The organism is Streptomyces sp. SD15 (assembly GCF_054462255.1).
The window spans coordinates 1-16140 of record NZ_JBTLMO010000049.1; the positions used below are offsets into that span (position 1 = coordinate 1).

The 16140-nt window shown below is 68.3% G+C and carries 15 protein-coding genes and 2 pseudogenes; 5 read left to right on the plus strand and 12 right to left on the minus strand.

Annotated elements, in window-relative coordinates; genetic code table 11:
* Positions 1-221: 221 nt before the first annotated feature.
* A complete protein-coding gene (locus tag ACX28W_RS34525; protein WP_459003949.1) occupies positions 222-407 on the minus strand; it encodes a hypothetical protein in 186 nt (61 codons plus the stop codon).
* 191 nt (positions 408-598) lie between these two features.
* Here ACX28W_RS34525 and ACX28W_RS34530 point away from each other — a divergent pair, with 191 nt between their 5' ends.
* On the plus strand, positions 599-1096 hold the full coding sequence (locus ACX28W_RS34530; RefSeq protein ID WP_054228522.1) for a winged helix-turn-helix transcriptional regulator: 498 nt from the start codon (positions 599-601) through the stop codon (positions 1094-1096).
* Between the two features lie 15 nt (positions 1097-1111).
* Here the strand turns inward: ACX28W_RS34530 and ACX28W_RS34535 are convergent, their stop codons facing one another.
* Both ACX28W_RS34535 and ACX28W_RS34540 read right to left on the minus strand, forming a co-directional pair.
* Positions 1112-1603, minus strand: coding sequence for a hypothetical protein (locus ACX28W_RS34535; protein ID WP_459003950.1), 492 nt, complete (start codon positions 1601-1603; stop codon positions 1112-1114).
* A gap of 132 nt (positions 1604-1735) precedes the next feature.
* Positions 1736-2083 (minus strand): CU044_2847 family protein, encoded by a 348-nt coding sequence (locus ACX28W_RS34540; protein WP_459003998.1) that lies wholly within the window; start codon positions 2081-2083, stop codon positions 1736-1738.
* 116 nt (positions 2084-2199) lie between these two features.
* On the opposite strand from ACX28W_RS34540, the gene ACX28W_RS34545 reads away from it, so the two are divergent.
* The gene (locus ACX28W_RS34545; protein ID WP_459003951.1) at positions 2200-5526 is read left to right on the plus strand and encodes a trypsin-like peptidase domain-containing protein; all 3327 of its coding nucleotides are present in this window, start codon (positions 2200-2202) and stop codon (positions 5524-5526) included.
* Between the two features lie 153 nt (positions 5527-5679).
* Here ACX28W_RS34545 and ACX28W_RS34550 read toward each other — a convergent pair whose 3' ends face one another.
* Complete coding sequence (locus tag ACX28W_RS34550; RefSeq protein WP_459003952.1) at positions 5680-6507, minus strand: ISL3 family transposase; 828 nt, start codon at positions 6505-6507, stop codon at positions 5680-5682.
* A 275-nt stretch (positions 6508-6782) separates the two neighbouring features.
* Positions 6783-7025: a hypothetical protein gene (locus ACX28W_RS34555; protein WP_459003953.1), complete on the minus strand. Its 243-nt coding sequence runs from the start codon at positions 7023-7025 to the stop codon at positions 6783-6785.
* 288 nt (positions 7026-7313) lie between these two features.
* Between ACX28W_RS34555 and ACX28W_RS34560 the strand changes: the two genes are divergently transcribed.
* Positions 7314-7727 carry a hypothetical protein gene (locus tag ACX28W_RS34560; protein WP_459003954.1) on the plus strand — a complete coding sequence of 138 codons (414 nt, stop codon included), beginning with the start codon at positions 7314-7316 and terminating at the stop codon, positions 7725-7727.
* 272 nt (positions 7728-7999) lie between these two features.
* Here ACX28W_RS34560 and ACX28W_RS34565 read toward each other — a convergent pair whose 3' ends face one another.
* Positions 8000-9058, minus strand: coding sequence for an aldo/keto reductase (locus tag ACX28W_RS34565; RefSeq protein WP_459003955.1), 1059 nt, complete (start codon positions 9056-9058; stop codon positions 8000-8002).
* Positions 9059-9164: 106 nt separating this feature from the next.
* Here ACX28W_RS34565 and ACX28W_RS34570 point away from each other — a divergent pair, with 106 nt between their 5' ends.
* Positions 9165-9791, plus strand: coding sequence for a TetR/AcrR family transcriptional regulator (locus tag ACX28W_RS34570; RefSeq protein WP_459003956.1), 627 nt, complete (start codon positions 9165-9167; stop codon positions 9789-9791).
* Between the two features lie 146 nt (positions 9792-9937).
* Here the strand turns inward: ACX28W_RS34570 and ACX28W_RS34575 are convergent, their stop codons facing one another.
* From ACX28W_RS34575 to ACX28W_RS34585, 3 genes and pseudogenes are all read right to left on the minus strand, one after another.
* Positions 9938-10306: a hypothetical protein gene (locus ACX28W_RS34575; RefSeq protein WP_459003957.1), complete on the minus strand. Its 369-nt coding sequence runs from the start codon at positions 10304-10306 to the stop codon at positions 9938-9940.
* A gap of 130 nt (positions 10307-10436) precedes the next feature.
* Positions 10437-11537 (minus strand): annotated as a pseudogene (locus tag ACX28W_RS34580) (DnaB-like helicase N-terminal domain-containing protein).
* Positions 11537-11887 (minus strand): annotated as a pseudogene (locus ACX28W_RS34585) (DNA cytosine methyltransferase); the annotation flags it as partial. The pseudogenes ACX28W_RS34585 and ACX28W_RS34580, both read right to left, overlap by 1 nt.
* Before the next feature lie 15 nt (positions 11888-11902).
* Here ACX28W_RS34585 and ACX28W_RS34590 point away from each other — a divergent pair.
* Positions 11903-12358 (plus strand): hypothetical protein, encoded by a 456-nt coding sequence (locus tag ACX28W_RS34590; protein ID WP_459003958.1) that lies wholly within the window; start codon positions 11903-11905, stop codon positions 12356-12358.
* Positions 12359-12520: 162 nt separating this feature from the next.
* Here the strand turns inward: ACX28W_RS34590 and exaC are convergent, their stop codons facing one another.
* The 3 genes from exaC to ACX28W_RS34605 all read right to left on the minus strand — a co-directional run bounded on the left by exaC (position 12521) and on the right by ACX28W_RS34605 (position 16116).
* Entirely contained in the window at positions 12521-14044 is a 1524-nt protein-coding gene (gene exaC, locus ACX28W_RS34595; RefSeq protein ID WP_459003959.1) for an acetaldehyde dehydrogenase ExaC, read from the minus strand.
* Positions 14045-14100: 56 nt separating this feature from the next.
* Positions 14101-15429 (minus strand): GAF domain-containing protein, encoded by a 1329-nt coding sequence (locus tag ACX28W_RS34600; RefSeq protein WP_459003960.1) that lies wholly within the window; start codon positions 15427-15429, stop codon positions 14101-14103.
* Between the two features lie 87 nt (positions 15430-15516).
* Entirely contained in the window at positions 15517-16116 is a 600-nt protein-coding gene (locus ACX28W_RS34605; RefSeq protein ID WP_459003961.1) for an N-acetylmuramoyl-L-alanine amidase, read from the minus strand.
* Positions 16117-16140: the final 24 nt, after the last annotated feature.

The following is a 16140-nucleotide window of genomic DNA, read 5'->3' on the forward strand; positions in this document are numbered from 1 at the left end:
AAGATCAGCAGGCATCCAACAGATCCTGCCGACACAACACCCAACTGCCAAGCCCCACAACACATTTCATTCTGAAACGATCAGTTAGCTGCGTGACCCCGCTCGGCTTCGACAAGCGGGGTCCCTACAGCCTGAACGTCGGCGATGGCAGCGCTGCCGAGAAGACGCAATGGATGGTGCCCGGTGCCCGACCGGTGGGGGCGTTAACCACCTGTCCGCCGTCAGTCTGGAGCGAGATGGAGCTGCTCGACCACGAAGACGTCCTGGTCTGCAGCGACGACGTGCCGGCGAAGACCGTCGCCATCGATCTGGCGCTCGATCACCGGTCGCGATGGCATCGACGCTGGCGCGCTTCGGCTGGCCCGGAAGCTGGAACCACTCACCACCGTGCTGATCAGCATCGACAAGCGGCACAAGGTCCGGTATCCGCATCCCCGGCCTGGGGCACGCGGGATGACCACCGACGCGGGTACCGGAAGCACGACCCCCGTTGCGTGTCGCCGCGGTGGCGACCAGCCCTGCGGCTACCCACCGCTCGGCTTGCGGATCCACAGGTCCGAAATGCTGAGTCCTATGGTGAGACCTATATGCTGAGGTCATGAGGCGGACCTCTTTCGCGAACTGGCCGTGCTCAGTCGCGCGCACCATGGACATGCTCGGGGACTGGTGGACGCCGCTGGTCCTGCGGGAGGCCTTCTACGGGATCAAGCGGTTCGACGCGTTCCAGCAGGAGCTCGGCATCGCTCGCAACACCTTGACCGACCGTCTCCGCCGTCTGGTCGATGAGGGCCTCATGGAGAAGAAGGCCTACCAGCACGAGCCGGTGCGCTACGACTACGTGCTCACGGAGAAGGGGCGCGACTTCTTCGGCGTGTTGGCTGCCATGAACACCTGGGGCAACCGCTGGCTCAGCGGCGAGCAGGGACCGCCGGTGGTCTTCCACCACGACCGCTGCGGTCACCAGAGCGACGCCGAGGTCGTTTGCGCCTCCTGCAAGGAACCGATGACAGCCGACGACACCCACCCACGCCTCGGCCCTGGCTATCCCCAGCACCTCGCCGAGCGCCCGGACATCCAGAGCCGCTTCACCGCCTGAGAGGGGCCCAGGCCCTCATCGACGCCGAGGCGGCCGCGGCGCGTCTGGGGGGCGTTCCCTCGCGGACCGCGTCTGTTCACGGCGGAGCTCCGGCAAGTCGCGGCCGAAGACACTGACCGCGCTGGAGTCCGCCGTCCGCACTGCGTTGCCCGAGGCGGGACCGGGCTGGCCTGCACACGACGGAGGAATGACCAGGTCAGCGCCATGTTTCCCCGTGCACCCCGTCACCGGACTGATGCCGCGCAGTGCGGCGTAGGTCGCCCTTGGATTGTCGAGTTGGTGCCACATACGAACGGCGTCAGTGCAGAAGCGCACCCTGCGTTCGGCGGTGGGCAGTTGTGCGGGGGTGATCGAGTCGGCGTAGCTGATGCCTTCGGCCGGGGTGCCGAGGGCGTTGCGGATGCCGATGCGGTACAGCGCGCACTGCTGGGGGCCAGCGGGCAGGCGTTGGGCGCTCTGGTCGGCTTCGTCGGCGAGGTTCAGCGCGGTGGTTTGGTCGCCGGTCACGGCGGCGGTCAGCAGCAGGCTGGTGCGGATGGTGCCGGTGTTCCCCGTTCCGCGCCCAGGGTGGTGGCGGGGTGGGTCAGCAGGCGGGTTCTTCGAGTGGCGTTGATCAAAAGGCCTGCTCGGAACGTCAGTTCAGACAGGCGCAGCATCACAGACGTCAGGTCCTTCAGTCGGACTCGTGGTTGTTCGGTCCCATTCCATCGTGACGCGGAACGCTGACTTGCCGGTGCCTCTACCAATCAGCGCTACGAGTCCTCCAGCCTCAAAGCCGAACTCGCACTCGAACTCAAGGGTGTAGCGCGTGGGGGCTGCCGTTTTAAGAGCCTCGCCAACCTGGCGAGTGAAGCCGCTGAGAGCGGCTCCCATCTGCTCCAGAGACGGCCGTCGGCCCGCGATCTCTTGTTCATCGTCGTCTGTACCGGGCACTTGCGCTGGTCCGAGGTGCTCGCCCCTGACGTAGAGCATGCTGCCGTCCGGCATTGCCACCGGAATCGGAGTCGAGATCTGTCCGTCCACTATGCGCTGCCCTCTCGTCAACTACCCCTATTTCGGCTGATGGTAGGTCCCTGCTGGCTGGTTCGGGGCAAGATTGGCGGGTGGACGGGACGAGGTCGCGGCTGGTATCCGCACTTCCCGATGCCGTGCTGGCGCTGACGGCGCCGGACGGCTCAGTGGGTAGTGGTTTCTTTGTTGCGCCAGGGCTGGTCGTGACCTGTGCGCACGTGGTGCGTCCTGGAGACTGGGTAGCGGGACGGTGCGGCAGTCGAGACCTGAGTCTGTTCGCTGATCCGCAGTGGTATCGCCCGAAGGGCTCGGGCAATGGGCCCGATCTGGCGCTGTTGACGGTGCCGGAAGGGTTCGAGCACCCAGCGGTGTGTCTGGCGTCAGACATCGTGCCCGGAGACGAGCTGTGGGGATTCGGTCATCCGCAGGGCAGCTACCGGGCAGGGGAATCGGTGTCGTTCCGGGCTGAGGGGCCGTCATCGCGCTCGGCTGCGGGAGACGTGTCCTCCGGCACGGTGACGTTGCACCATGTGGCGCAGGGCAGAGCCGGCCCTGGATTCAGCGGTGCACCGGTCCTCAGCTGGCGTACCGGTGGGGTCTGCGGTGTCCTGCGGCTGGCCTATGGGCTCCAGAAGGGCATGCCGGGAGCACGCCTCGTGCCCGTAAACGACATCTGGGCTGCCTTTCCCTTCCTCGACAAGCCCGAGTTGGTCACCGGCTATCGTCAGCCGTGGCTGTCCCTGCTCGACGACAACCAACTGCGTCAAGGAGGTTGGCGTTATGCCGGCCCTGCGCTGCGGGACTATCTGCGGGCGGCTCGCGCCCTGGCCGATGACCTGCCCTATTCAGTGCGGCTGCCTGGTGTGAGTCCGCCCCCGCTGACCAACGTGTACGTCAACCAGCACGTTACGGCTGCACACGGGGGCCAGGAGGCCGCGTTGCCAGCCGCAGCCGTCGTACAGCGGGACGACAGCGCTCTGATCATCGGCGGTCCCGGGGCGGGGAAGTCGAGTCTGGCACGTCATCTGACCGCCGAACTTGCCGAGCAGTGGCTCGGCAGCGAGGATCCGCCTGACGTCGTGCCTGTGTACGTGACGGCTGCCGCGCTGGTGGGTGGTGGCAGCGTTGCGGAACGGCTCGCCTCTGCCATGCAGAGCAATCCCCGGTTCTCACTGCGGCGTTCTCTGCCGGCGGACTTCTTCGGTGCCCCTGCGCTGGCGGGTACGCCGTGGCTGGTGCTCGTCGACGGCCTGGACGAAGTACTTGACCAGCAGCTGCGCCGGGCTCTGCTGGCGATGGTGACTGCCCTGTGGTCTACCCCCGAGCGGAGCCACCGCCTGTTGGTCCTGACGCGTCCGCTGCCGGATCAGGACCTCACCGAACTGCGCCGCCTCAACGCGGCCGTCTACGAGATCCAGCCGCTCGCTGAAGAGACCTTGCCGGTCTTCGCCGCTCGCTGGTTCGTGCAGCTGGGGGAAGCAAGCCCGGACAGCCGGGCCGATCAGTTCATTGCGGCGCTCGCGCGAAGCGAGGCCGGGCATCTCGCCCATATCCCGCTTCTGGCCACCATGCTCATCCTGTTGTATGCCGAGGATCCGCAAAGCGGCCTGCCCCACAGTCGCAGCGAACTATATGAGCGGTTTGTACAGTACCTGCTCGACACTATGTTCCGCCGTCCGACGCCGGCTCTCCTACAGCTGCAGCAGCGTGTGGAGGGGCGGGGAGCAGGTGCCAGAGCTTCCGTGAATCGGCTGGTGGAAGAAGTCCGCGGGCTCCTGGAATCCATCGCGTTGCAACGGCACAACCGATCACAGGATGCCATTGTCGATTTGGCGGAGGCGCACACCACCGAGCTGCGTCCGCACCACTTCGACCGGGGCGAATGGCGCGACATCCTGCGGGAGTTGCTGAGTTCGAGCGGTCTCATGACCGAGTCGGGCAGTGATCTGGCATTTCTGCACCACACGCTGCAGGAGTTCCTCGCCGCCTTCGCGCTGGCTCGCTCCGCCCCTCCGACGACGCGGGCCGCAGCAGCTGCCATGGCCCGGGAGCTCAGCCCGCTCGACTGGCGCTCCTCAACGCTGCACGGTCAGCCATATGATCAGAGTTTCCTGCGGTTCCTTTTCGCGGCATGGGCCCGGCAAGGACAAGACACGCGAAGGCTGGTACGAGGACTGTTCAACCCGCCCTGGACCAGCCCCTCCGACGACGTATCAGACAGGCTGGCCAGACGCGGCCGAAGGTTGCTGCGCTGGCTTCGGCTGATGGGGCCCAGCATCGGAGCTGGCCTGGTCGCCCTGTTCTTGGCCGACGGCGACGTGCTGTCGGCATCCACCCGGTCTCTGGCACTCCGGCGGCTGCGCCGCATCGCACTGCGCGATGGCCGCAGCTGGGCCGCGGAGGCCATCGCCGTACACGACCGCGCCGAAGGGCTGAAACTCCTGGAGGCGATCACCTTCGACCGCAACCAGGCGCTGCACCGGCGCTTGGCAGCGGCCGAAGCACTGGCTCGCCAGGGCAGCGTCCGGGCTATCCCCCTGCTGACATCCTTCGTACTGGACGGGCCGATGCTGTCCAGGCACGTCGTCCGTTGGAGGCAAGTGCACGGAAACGAAGCCTTCATCTACCCAGTCGTGGCCGACCCCCTCACCGCCGTCGGCTCCCGCATCGCAGCCGCCCACGTGCTGGCAACGGTCAGTCTCCCAGCGGCGCAGGAAGCGCTGGGGACGCTGGTCGGTGATCTCAGCCAGCCCGCCTGGCATCGGCTGCGCTACAAGCTGGCACAAGCGCAGCTGGACCCCACCGGCACCTCGGCACAACAGACGCCTCTGCACGCGGCCATGAGCCTGCACACGCTCAACCCCCAGCCGGTCCTGGCCCTGGCCAAGTCTGAATGCGGGGATCCCGCGTCAGCGTTGACGGCCTGGGCGCGCGACGCGACCGCCACCGGTGCCGAACGCATCGTAGCCGCGCTGGCCTTGATCCACCTCGACCGGCAGCACGGGACGCAGCTGCTGGCCTGGCTCGCGCACAAGCCGAAGTTCTTCGGGTGGTCCCGGTGGCCCGTGGACGGCCTCTTGGAGACTGTGTGGATGTGCCCCAGTACGTGGCGCCACCCCTGGTCACGACGGATTTCGCTGCTGTGGGATGAAGACGTGGCCGCAGCCGCGGAGCACCTGTCCGAGTTCGACAAACGCCTGGCCATAGAGGCGCTGAACAGCAGGTCGGACCCCTACGGCCCTGTGAGACCTCGCACCCTGGAACTGCATGCCCGGCTCGACCCCACAGTGGCACGCACGCAGGTCGGCCTAATAAGACTCCGCACGCTGGGGTTCTCGGGAGCCGGTCTGGCCAACCGAGTAAGCGACCTCGCCAAGTTCGACCGCCAGCCACCGAGGAACAGCTCGCGCGGATGGTGAGCAGCTTCCACCCTCTTGAGCGGGTCGAAGCGGCCGAGATGCTGGCGAATCTCAATCCCGGACGTGCAGTTGCCGTCCTGATCGACGTCCTGCACTGGCTAGGGCGGCGTTCAGTGGGGTCTGGCAGCGGTCACGGGGAGTCGTGACGGTGGGTCACGCCAGCAGGATCATCTTCCGTAAGAGTTCGAATTCGGCACGCCCGTAGAGCTGCCTCTTGATCTTCTTGATGCGGTTCACGGCGCCCTCGGTGCCGCCAGAGCTCCAGCGCAGGGTGAGCCCGGCGGTGACCGCGTCGAGGTCGTTGTTCAGGCCGCGGGCGAAGCCGCTCAGTCCAGGCAATTCGGCCGCCAGGGTTTCGTCGATCCAGGCGGGCGCAGGGTGCCGGTCTGCTGGGGTGATCATGTCGCCGAAGTCGCGCACCAGGTCGTGAGCGGTGGCCAGTTCGGGGCAGATGTCGAGGATCGCCTTGAGCTGCTGGTGTTCGTCCTCGGTGAGGGAGCTGGGGCGGTGAGTGAGCCAGCCGGTGGCCTTTCGGACGCTGGGCGGGGCCGGTGGCGGCTGAGGGGTGCGTCGTGGCTGGTCAAGGCGGTGGCGGGCCCAGTCGCGCAGGGTGGAGTAGCTGCCCTGCCACCCGCGTTCGGCGAGTTCACGGTGGAGCGCGGTGAGCGGGATCCGCCCGCGGGTCTCGGCAATGCGGCGGGACAGGTAGGCGTGGTGGGCGTCCAGGGTGCTGCCACGACGGTGGCGGCCGGGCGAGACGTGCTGCCCTGCCCTGCCCCCGAGCCCGACTCCGCCGGGGACCCGGGGCGGCATCTGATCCGCAGCCGCCACTACAAGACCGTGACCGACGAGGACGGCAACCACGTCTCCGCCGGCGAAGTACGCGAAGTCCCCTGGGTCGCCATCACACCCGTCGTCCGCGCCATTCGAGTCCTGGAACGCATGGTCCCGGAGGGAGAGCTCCTCCTCAGCTCCGCACATCACGACATCCCCGCCTTCCACGGCTTTCCCGGCGCGCTGAAGAACATCACCCTGAACAGGCGGATCGAGGAGTTCGTGGCCTGGGCGAACCAGGAAGCCGAAAGGCAAGGTCTGCCAAGGCAGACCATCCCCGAGGACCCGCACGGCGCGATCGGCACGAGCCGGTTCAGACGGACTCTGGCCTGGCACATAGCCCGCCGCCCCGGTGGACTGATCGCGCTCGCCATTCAGTACGGGCACATGCGCACGATCCTGGATGCCCGCACGTCCAGCGGCTACGGCTCCCGCAGCCGCCACGGAATCACGGCGTCCTCGACATCGAGACCGCCCTGGCGGCAGCCGACACCGCCTCCCGGCTCCGGGACCGCGCCGCGGCCGGCGAGAAGATCTCCGGCCCCGCCGCCCGCCGGGCTCTGTCCGCCGCCGCACAGACACCCCGCTTCGAGGGCCGCATCGTCCCCGGGACGTTCGCGCGCAAGGCCGCCGCCTTCCTCGCCCGCGACGGCGTCGCGCTCCATGACAACCCCGACGCGTTTTTGATCTGCGCGTTCAAGCGGGACAACGCACTCTGCGAACCCGACCCGGGCGCAACCGCTCCAAGAGCAGTACGACTGCCGCCCCGGCTGCGGCAACACCGTCCGCACCGACACCCACGCACACAAGCTGCGGCAACGAGCCACCGAGCTCGACAGCCTCGCCGCCCATGCACCAGGGCCGGTCGCCAAGCGCTTGAAAGCGAACGCCGCCCAGCTCCGGGCCGCAGTCGACACCCACGACGCCACCGCTGAGTCCGCTGAGGCACTGGCATGACCCAACAGCACCAGGACGAGCGCGTCCGCATCCGCGCGGCCATGGACCGGCTCCTTGCCGGGCATGCCACTGCCTCCAACGGCAGCCTCACCATCGTTGCCCTGGCCGCTGAAGCCGGCGTCCACCGCATGGCCCTCATGAAGCGACACGCTGATCTGAAGAACGAGTTCTACGAACGGGTCCGCAAAGAGACCCAGGGAATCCCGGAAACCGAGAAACGACTCCGGGAAACCGTCACCAAACTCAAGAAGACCGTCGCGAACCAGAAAGCCGAGATCGAAGAGCTCCGCCGACTGGTTACCAACCTCACCCTCGCGAGCGCCGTTCTGATCCACCGGACGGACACCAGATCAGAGCCCACCACCCCAGCCCCCGGCAACGTCGTTCAGCTCCGTCCGCCCACCACCTGACCATTGAGCGAGAAGTGGCCGCGCCGGTCGTTCGCGACGGCGCGGCCCGCCCGTTCCCAGGGGCGGAACTGGCGATCTCGCGTAATCGCCTGTCGCCCATTCCTCGGTGTGTGAGGCATCGCTGTCGCCGTCTGTGGTCGCGTTGGCGGATATCGGGAGCGAGGCGTCTTCAACGCAGCTGTCCCAGGTTCGGGCAGGCGCTGGGCGACGTCGCACCCGTCGGCCCGCACCCGGGACGCACGTTTGTCCGCTCCAGCTGCTTGACTCCGATGTCAGGCAGCAGTCGGCGGTGTGAGGTCACCCACGGGCGGGGCGAGGCGGGCGAAGCCTTCCTGGCGCTGATAGGGGAAGTGTGGGTAGGGCGCTGCCTTGCTGCTCGCCGCGTTGAGTTTCGCCATCTGGTCGGGCGTGAGCGTCCAGCCGATGGCACCGAGGTTCTGACGGAGTTGCTCCTCGTTGCGGGCGCCGATGATGACGGAGGAGACAGTCGGTCGCTGCAGCAGCCAGTTGATGGCGATTTGCGGAATGGCTTTTCCGGTCTCCTGCGCGATCTCGTCGAGGGCGTCGACCACGCGGTAGAGGTGCTCGTCCTCGATCGGCGGGCCGTAGTCGGCGGTGTGGTGGAGCCGGCTGCTGGCGGGTAGCGGCTGGTGGCGGCGGACTTTGCCGGTGAGCCGTCCCCAGCCGAGCGGGCTCCAGACGAGTGCCCCGAGGCCCTGATCGAGTCCGAGGGGCATCAGGTCCCATTCGTAGTCGCGGCTGATGAGGGAGTAGTAGACCTGATGGGCGACGTAGCGCGGGTGGCCGTACCGCTCCGCGATGGCGAGGGACTTCATCACCTGCCAGCCGGAGAAGTTGGAGACTCCCAGGTAGCGGACCTTTCCTGCTCGAACGAGATCGTCGAGCGTGGACAGGACTTCCTCGATTGGTGTGCCGGCGTCAAAGGCGTGCAGCTGGAACAGGTCGATGTAGTCGGTGCCGAGCCGGCGCAGCGCGTCCTCGCATGCGGTGATCAGGCGCGACCGGGAGGAGCCCGCATCACCTGGGCCGTCGCCCATCGGCAGGCTGGTCTTGGTGGATACGATCACCTGGTCCCTGCGGCCTTTGATCGCTTCTCCCAGCACCTCCTCGGACGCGCCGCCGGAGTAGACGTCGGCGGTGTCGAACATCGTGACCCCGGCGTCCAGACAGATGTCCACGAGGCGGCGTGCTTCTCGCGCATCGGTGTTGCCCCAGGCGCCGAACAGCGGTCCTTGGCCGCCGAAGGTGCCCGCGCCGAAGCTCAGCGCGGGGACCTTGAGCCCGGATGCACCCAGCCGCTTGTATTCCATGGCCACTCCTCAACTGCCCAGTCGGCATATCTAACGGTCCTGGAGTTCCGTTAGTGTTGCCCTCAAGGTAGCAGGTGTAAGTGATTAACGAAACTGGAGTCCCGTTATGGATTCGGATGGTGCGGAGCCGGGAACCGTGCGGCCGGGAGGGCGCACGGCGCGGGTGCGGGCGGCTGTGCTTCAAGCGGCTGGGGACTCCCTGGCCGAGCGGGGCTTTGCCCACTTGGACCTCGCCGACATCGCGCGTCGTGCCGAGGTGGGCAAGACGACCGTCTACCGCCGCTGGGGAACGGTGACCAGCTTGGTGGCCGACCTGCTAATGGACATGGCCGAGCAGTCACTGCCGCGTACCGAGACCGGCTCGCTGCTCGGCGACCTCAAGGCCAACGCCCGGCTCGTGCAGCGCACCTTGGCCGATCCGCGGCAGGGGGCGCTGTTCAAGGCGGTGATCGCGGCCGCCACCTGCGAGCCGAAGACGGCCGAGGCCCTGCACCACTTCTACGACATCCGCGTCAAGGAGTGGGCACCCTGCGTCCAGCAGGCCATCGACCGGGGCGAGGTGCCCGAGGGTACCGACACCCATGAGGTGATCCGTGCTATCTCCGCCCCCCTCTACTACCGCCTGCTGACCAGTGGCGATCGCCTCGACGAAGACGCCGCGGACCGGGCCGCAGAGGCCGCCGCGGCTGCAGCGCGCTCGGGAGCGTACCTGCGGAGCAAAGGGCTTGTGTGACCGGCCCGCGTCCGTCACAGAGTAAAGGCGGGCAATCTGCGGCTGCAGCCAATCCTTAAACGGCCCAGGGACGCGATGCAGTGGGCACCCGGAAACGGCGGGCCGGCCCGGTCCGCGCCCGGGCTGCCTTACTGCCCGGACCTTGATCAGTTGGCCGTGGGAGCGAACAGGAGGCGGGGTTCCAGATCAAGCCGGGCGGTAGGGGCTTGGCCGGGTGGGGTGAGGTTGAGCGTCCCGTTCCGGCTCCCACGGCAACCTGCAGAGCTGAACAGAAGAACTTGACAGGGAAAGTTGGCCCAGGTCCATTCCTCGTCCATGGCTTCCCGGAGCCGGGGAGTGATCTCGACGGCGATCCCGTCAGCCGCCAGGTGCTGGGCTGCTTTCTCGGCCCAGTACGGCTCCTCGTGATCGATGCGGACCAGCACCAAGACGTTCTTGGCCACGACGGTCCAGTCGGCTGCCTCCAGACCCACGTGGGGGATGTGGGCCTGGGAGCCGGTCAGGACGGCGGTCACGGCGCTGGGATGGGTGGGGTGGGTATCGAGACGGACGTGGGCGTCGATGGAGGGCGTGGGGGCACGTTGGGTGTGATCTCTTCTGCCGGTGGCCGGACCTTCGGGTCCGGCCACCGGCGTACTCGGGGCGTTATCGGGTTGCTCGGGCGGTGCGGTCGGCCGTGGTGGTCGGCGGGCCAGCGCGGGGCGCGGTCGCTGCGGTGGGACCCGTCCGGTGGCGTGCTGCCAGCGAGTCCGGATGGCGCCGAGGTCGGCGAGGGCCCGGCGGGCGCCGACGACGAGTTGGAACGGTGTGTTCGCCGGGTCGCAGGCGTACGCCTCGATGCGGCGGCCGGCGTGATCGGCGGTGGCCAGGAGGGAACGCTGCAGGGTGCGCTCGCCCCAGTGCTCCACGGAACCGGCCGGTTCAGCGAGAAGGCGGAGCACCTCGCCCGGTTTGCTGCCGTCGTCCAGCAGAACGCGCTGCTGTGCTTCCCACAGAACGGTGACGGGGTCGACGGGCTCGTGGCGGCGAGCGAGGGTGGAGAGGCACTGCCACAGTCCGGCGTGCAGGGGCTGGGCGAAGTCCTCGGGGACCAGCCACCGGACCGACTCGATGTCCGCGGGGTGGGCGGTGGCAGTCGCGAGCAGCAGTTGCTCCTCCTCGACCGCCTCGGCGAAGTCGGCTGAGGGGGCCGGCGGTGGCGCCGGGGTGCGGGGCAGGACGCCGGCGCGCGGCGGGAAGCGTGCTGCGATGTCGTCCACGACCGCGGCGAGTACGTCGGTCTCGGCGAGCACCGTCTGGACGGGGTGCGGGAGGGAGACATCGTGGACGGTCTGGACGAGATGCTCGGCGGCGGCCCGCAGACGGCGGCGGGCGTGCTCGGCCTCGACCATCCGCGCGTACGCCGGCGCGTGGCGGGGCCAGGGGCAGACCTGGATCAGGGTGTGCAGGTAGGAGGCGGTCAGTCCGCGTGCCTGCTCACGGGGCCGTGACCAGTACCTGGTCGAGCCACTTGGTGTTCTTCGCGTGCTCGGCCGGGTCGGGCGGGGGCAGCGTGTTGATTGCGGCGAACAGGGCGGCGTGCGCGGCGGTGGAGAACGAGCCGACGGCGACCCCGGTCACGTCGCCGAGACGGTGCGGATCGAGAAGGAGGGCACCGAGGAGGGCCTGCTCGACGTGGAACACCGGGTGCGGCGGAGAAACGGTGTCGAGGTAGTCGTCCTCGTCGGGCTCGGGGGTGCGGGGCATCAGGCTGCCAGGGTGAAGTCGGCGGCGTTGAGGGTGACGCCGAGGTGCGGGGCGAGGAGGTGGCCGGCGAGCAACGGGGGGACCGCGTTGCCGATCTGGCCGAAAACCTGGCCCTTGTTCCCGGCCCAGGGATAGTCGGCGGGGAAGGTCTGCAGGACGCCGGCCTCGCGGGCGGTGATCCGGATCGGCTCCGGCGCCGCCGGGGCGGCCGTATCTTCCGTCTGCGGCGAGGCCGGCTCGGCGACCCAGGTGCACTCGTTCGCGCGGTGCCCGAAGAACAGCGTGCCTGCCGGCTCCTCAATGGACCGGATGGTGGCGTTGGCCTGGTTGTTGCTGCGCAGCGACCAGGAGCCGACGACGGTGAGGTGCACGAGGTGCACTCGCTCAAACGTCGCGCGGCAAACGCGACGCGGCCTGTTCCCATCCCGCCGCAATTCGTACGCATGCTGCGTGCCCATGTGAAGCGGTTCGATGTGGCACCTGACGGCCGACTCTTCCGGAACCAGGCTGGCAACTACGTGGACGCTGCCGCCTACGGCATCACGTGGGCGCGGGCCCGGGAGCACGCCCTGACTCGTACTGAGCGCACTTCTCGCCTGGCCAAGCGACCTTACGATCTCCGGCACGCCGGGATCTCGTTCTGGCTCTACTCCGGAGTGGACCCGGCCGAATGCGCCCGCCGCGCCGGCCAGAGCATCGAGGTTCTCTTCCGCCACTACGCCAAGTTCCTCGACGGCCTTGGAGAGCAGGCGAACCGCCTCATCGAGAAGTCCATGAACGAGTGGCAGCGCGTCAGCCAAGGTGAAGCACCCGAGGACTGAACCGGGGGTTTGGTCCGTGACTGGTCCGGAAGCACTGGTCAGGAGGGGTACAGCTGTGGGAGGAACTGGGAGTTAGCGCGCAAGCCGGGCTCGGTCGAGAGCAGGCTGAGCGAAAGGCGCCTGACGGGTGAAAACCCAGGTCAGGCGCCTTTTTTCGTGCGCCTAGAAGAAGCCCAGCTTCTTCGGCGAATACGACACCAGCAGGTTCTTGGTCTGCTGGTAGTGCTCCAGCATCATCTTGTGCGTCTCGCGGCCGATGCCGGACTGCTTGTAGCCGCCGAACGCGGCGTGCGCGGGGTACGCGTGGTAGCAGTTCGTCCACACTCGGCCGGCCTGGATCGAACGGCCCGCGCGGTAGGCGGTGTTGATGTCGCGCGTCCATACGCCGGCGCCGAGGCCGTACGGTGTGTCGTTGGCGATCTTGATGGCGTCGTTGAAGTCGTCGAACGACGTGACCGAGACGACCGGGCCGAAGATCTCCTCCTGGAAGACGCGCATCCGGTTGTCGCCCTCGAAGATCGTCGGCTGGACGTAGTAGCCTCCCTTCAACTCCCCGTCGTAATCGATGCGTTCACCGCCGGTGAGGATCCTGGCGCCCTCCTGTCGGCCGATGTCGAGGTAGGAGAGGATCTTCTCCAGTTGGTCGGTGGAGGCCTGTGCGCCGATCATCGTGTCGGTGTCGAGCGGATGGCCCGGCTTGATCAGCTCGGTGCGGGCGACCGCCGCCTCCAGGAACTCCCCGTAGCGGCCGCGCTGGACGAGCCCCCGCGACGGACACGTGCACACCTCGCCCTGGTTGAGCGCGAACATGGTGAAGCCTTCGAGCGCCTTGTCCCGGAAGTCGTCGTCCGCGGCCCAGACGTCGTCGAAGAAGATGTTCGGGGACTTGCCACCGAGTTCCAGCGTGACCGGCTTGAGGTTCTCCGAGGCGTACTGCATGATCAGCCGCCCCGTCGAGGTCTCACCCGTGAACGCCACCTTCGCCACGCGCGGGCTGGACGCGAGCGGCTTGCCCGCCTCTTCGCCGAAGCCGTTGACGATATTGACGACGCCGGGCGGCAGCAGATCCGCGACAAGGCTCATCCAGTAGTGGATGGACGCCGGGGTCTGCTCGGCGGGCTTGATGACGACCGCGTTCCCCGCTGCCAGTGCCGGCGCGAGCTTCCAGACCGCCATCAGGAGGGGGAAGTTCCACGGAATGATCTGTGCGACGACGCCCAGCGGCTCGTGGAAGTGGTACGCCACGGTGTCGTCGTCGACCTCGCCGAGCGATCCCTCCTGGGCGCGGATCGCCCCCGCGAAGTAGCGGAAGTGGTCGATGGCGAGCGGCATGTCGGCGGCCAGCGTCTCACGTATCGGCTTGCCGTTCTCCCAGCTCTCGGCGACGGCCAGCTTCTCCAGGTTCGCCTCCATCCGGTCGGCGATCTTGAGCAGGATGTCGCCGCGCGCGGTGGCTGAGGTGCGGCCCCAGCCGGGCGCCGCCGCGTGGGCCGCGTCCAGCGCGCGCTCCACGTCCTCGGCGGTGCCCCGCGCGACCTCCGTGAACGGCTGCCCGTTCACCGGACTCGGGTTCTCGAAGTACTGCCCGCGAGCCGGCGGCACGTACTCGCCGCCGATGAAGTGGTCGTAACGCGCCTGGTAGGAGACGATCGCGCCCTCGGTGCCGGGCGCCGCGTAACGGGTCATGCTGGTCTGCCTCCCGGAGAAGCGCTGCCCGCCGTTGGGCAGCTCTCGCCGCGAGGCTAGGAGCGGGGACGTTGCAACGACGTTGCGGGCACGGGCATTCGGCCCCGCCTCCAGGGCGTCGGATGGGTCCAGCCCAAAGGTGCGGCTTGCTCGGACTCCAGCTCGTCCAGGCGCGCCCGCACCGCCGCCGTCGGGCGCACCGCGGCCAGCGCCCTCCATACGTCGAGGTCGTCCTCGCCCCACGAGGAGTGCGCCCAATCCGTCAGCAGGTCGGGATCGCGGCGCGCGATGAGCGCCGTACGCAGCCCGTCGGCGAGCCGACGCCGCAGCCGCACCACCGCCGGGGCCTGTGAACCCGGCAACAGCGGACCGACGTACGCCGCCGCGGCCGCCGTGACCGCGCCCGTGCCGAGCCGCCGCTCCACGACAGCGACGTCGGACTCGACCGGCGCCGTGAACCGGTAGGGGCGCGAGCCCAGCAGGCCCGGGCCGAGGAGGCGCCGCAGGCGGGTCAGTTCGGCCCGAATCGTCACCGGCGTCACCAACTCGTCCTCGTACAGCGCGCACAGCAATTCGTCGCCCGACAGTCCCTCCGGGTGCGCGGCCAGCAACACCAGGATCTCGCTGTGCCTGCGGCTGAGCCTGGCCTTCCGCCCATCCATGAGCAGTTCGGCCTCGTCGCGGCCCAACGCACGCAGCTCGACCGCGTCGGCCGTCGTGGTCACCGGTGCGAGCAACGCCAACTGGGACTCGGCGGCACGCGCCACCGCCTGGACGAAACCGAGGCTGTGGGGATGGGCGAGCCCGTCGCCGCCGGTGATGTCCACCGCGCCGAGCACCCGCCCGGTGCGCGGATCATGGACCGGCGCCGCCGCGCACGTCCAGGGCTGGACCCGGCGGATGAAGTGCTCGGCTGCGAACACCTGCACAGGCCGGTCGACGGCGACCGCCGTCCCCGGCGCGTTCGTGCCGACCGACGTCTCCGACCACCTCGCGCCCGGCACGAAGTTCATCCGCCCGGCCTGCCGCCGGGTCGCCGGATCTCCCTCGACCCACAGCAGCCTGCTTTGCGCGTCGCACACCGCCAGGAGGTGTTCGCCGTCCGCCGCGAACGTCCCCATGAGCTCACGGAAGAGCGGCATCACCTGTGCCAGTGGATGCTCCGCCCGGTAGGAGCCGAGGTCGTCGTCCGTGATCTCCACCCTCGCGGTCCCGTCCGGCACGACACCGGCCCGCGCCGAACGCCGCCATGAATCGGCCACCACGGAGCGCACCGGTCGCGGCACCGTGCCCGCCGCGATGAACGCCTCGTGGGCGCGGCGCAGTGTCCGCACCCGCTCGGCGGGATCGGCCCCCGGTTCCAGTGCCACCCACGTGTCGGTCAACTGAACCTCCCGGAAGGAGATGCCGGCTGGGGACCATCGTCACTTCCGGTGCGGGTCCGGACAAGCTCTGTGGCGGCGGTCTTCCGCTCAGGCGAAGTTGACGAGCCTTATGTAGCGGGTCCAGTCCCAGTTGGGCCCCGGATCCGTGTGGTCGGTGCCCGGCACCTCGTAGTGGCCGATGATGTGCGCGCGGTCTTTGGGGATGCCGTACTTCGTGCAGATCGAGGCGGTCAGCTTGGCCGACTCCTCGTACAGGGCGTTGGTGAAATAAGCGGGCTCCTCCACCCAGCCCTCGTGTTCGATGCCGATGCTGCGGGTGTTGTAGTCCCAGTTCCCCGCGTGCCAGCCGATGTCGTGTTCCCTGACGCACTGCGCGACATGTCCGTCGGCCGATCGTACGAGGTAGTGCGCGGACACAGCCTTCTTGGGGTTCTGGAAGATCGAAACGGTGTCGGGGTAGTTCTCCTGCGTGACGTGAATGATGATGCAGTCGAGCGGGTAGGCCGTCGGCCGGCTGGACGCCGTGTAGTTGGAGGTGCTCGCCGGTGCCCATTCGGCGAGCGGATAGTCGACGGCCGTGGTCCCTGCCGTGGCTTGTGGGCCGGGAAGTAACGCATAGGGGAGGGCGGCGAGGGCGGTGCCCTTGAGCAGCCGTCGCCGACTCGGGAACGATCTGGCGCGTTCCATGGAGTATCTGCCTTTCGACAGTGG

Bases quoted from the DNA above. Each gene is read 5' to 3' on its own strand.
- ACX28W_RS34530 (WP_054228522.1), top strand. From the start codon at position 599: ATGAGGCGGACCTCTTTCGCGAACTGGCCGTGCTCAGTCGCGCGCACC.
- ACX28W_RS34540 (WP_459003998.1), bottom strand. From the start codon at position 2,083: ATGCCGGACGGCAGCATGCTCTACGTCAGGGGCGAGCACCTCGGACCA.
- ACX28W_RS34550 (WP_459003952.1), bottom strand. From the start codon at position 6,507: ATGTGCGGAGCTGAGGAGGAGCTCTCCCTCCGGGACCATGCGTTCCAG.
- ACX28W_RS34555 (WP_459003953.1), bottom strand. From the start codon at position 7,025: ATGGAGCGCGACGCCGTCGCGGGCGAGGAAGGCGGCGGCCTTGCGCGC.
- ACX28W_RS34560 (WP_459003954.1), top strand. From the start codon at position 7,314: ATGACCCAACAGCACCAGGACGAGCGCGTCCGCATCCGCGCGGCCATG.
- ACX28W_RS34565 (WP_459003955.1), bottom strand. From the start codon at position 9,058: ATGGAATACAAGCGGCTGGGTGCATCCGGGCTCAAGGTCCCCGCGCTG.
- ACX28W_RS34570 (WP_459003956.1), top strand. From the start codon at position 9,165: ATGGATTCGGATGGTGCGGAGCCGGGAACCGTGCGGCCGGGAGGGCGC.
- exaC (WP_459003959.1), bottom strand. From the start codon at position 14,044: ATGACCCGTTACGCGGCGCCCGGCACCGAGGGCGCGATCGTCTCCTAC.
- ACX28W_RS34605 (WP_459003961.1), bottom strand. From the start codon at position 16,116: ATGGAACGCGCCAGATCGTTCCCGAGTCGGCGACGGCTGCTCAAGGGC.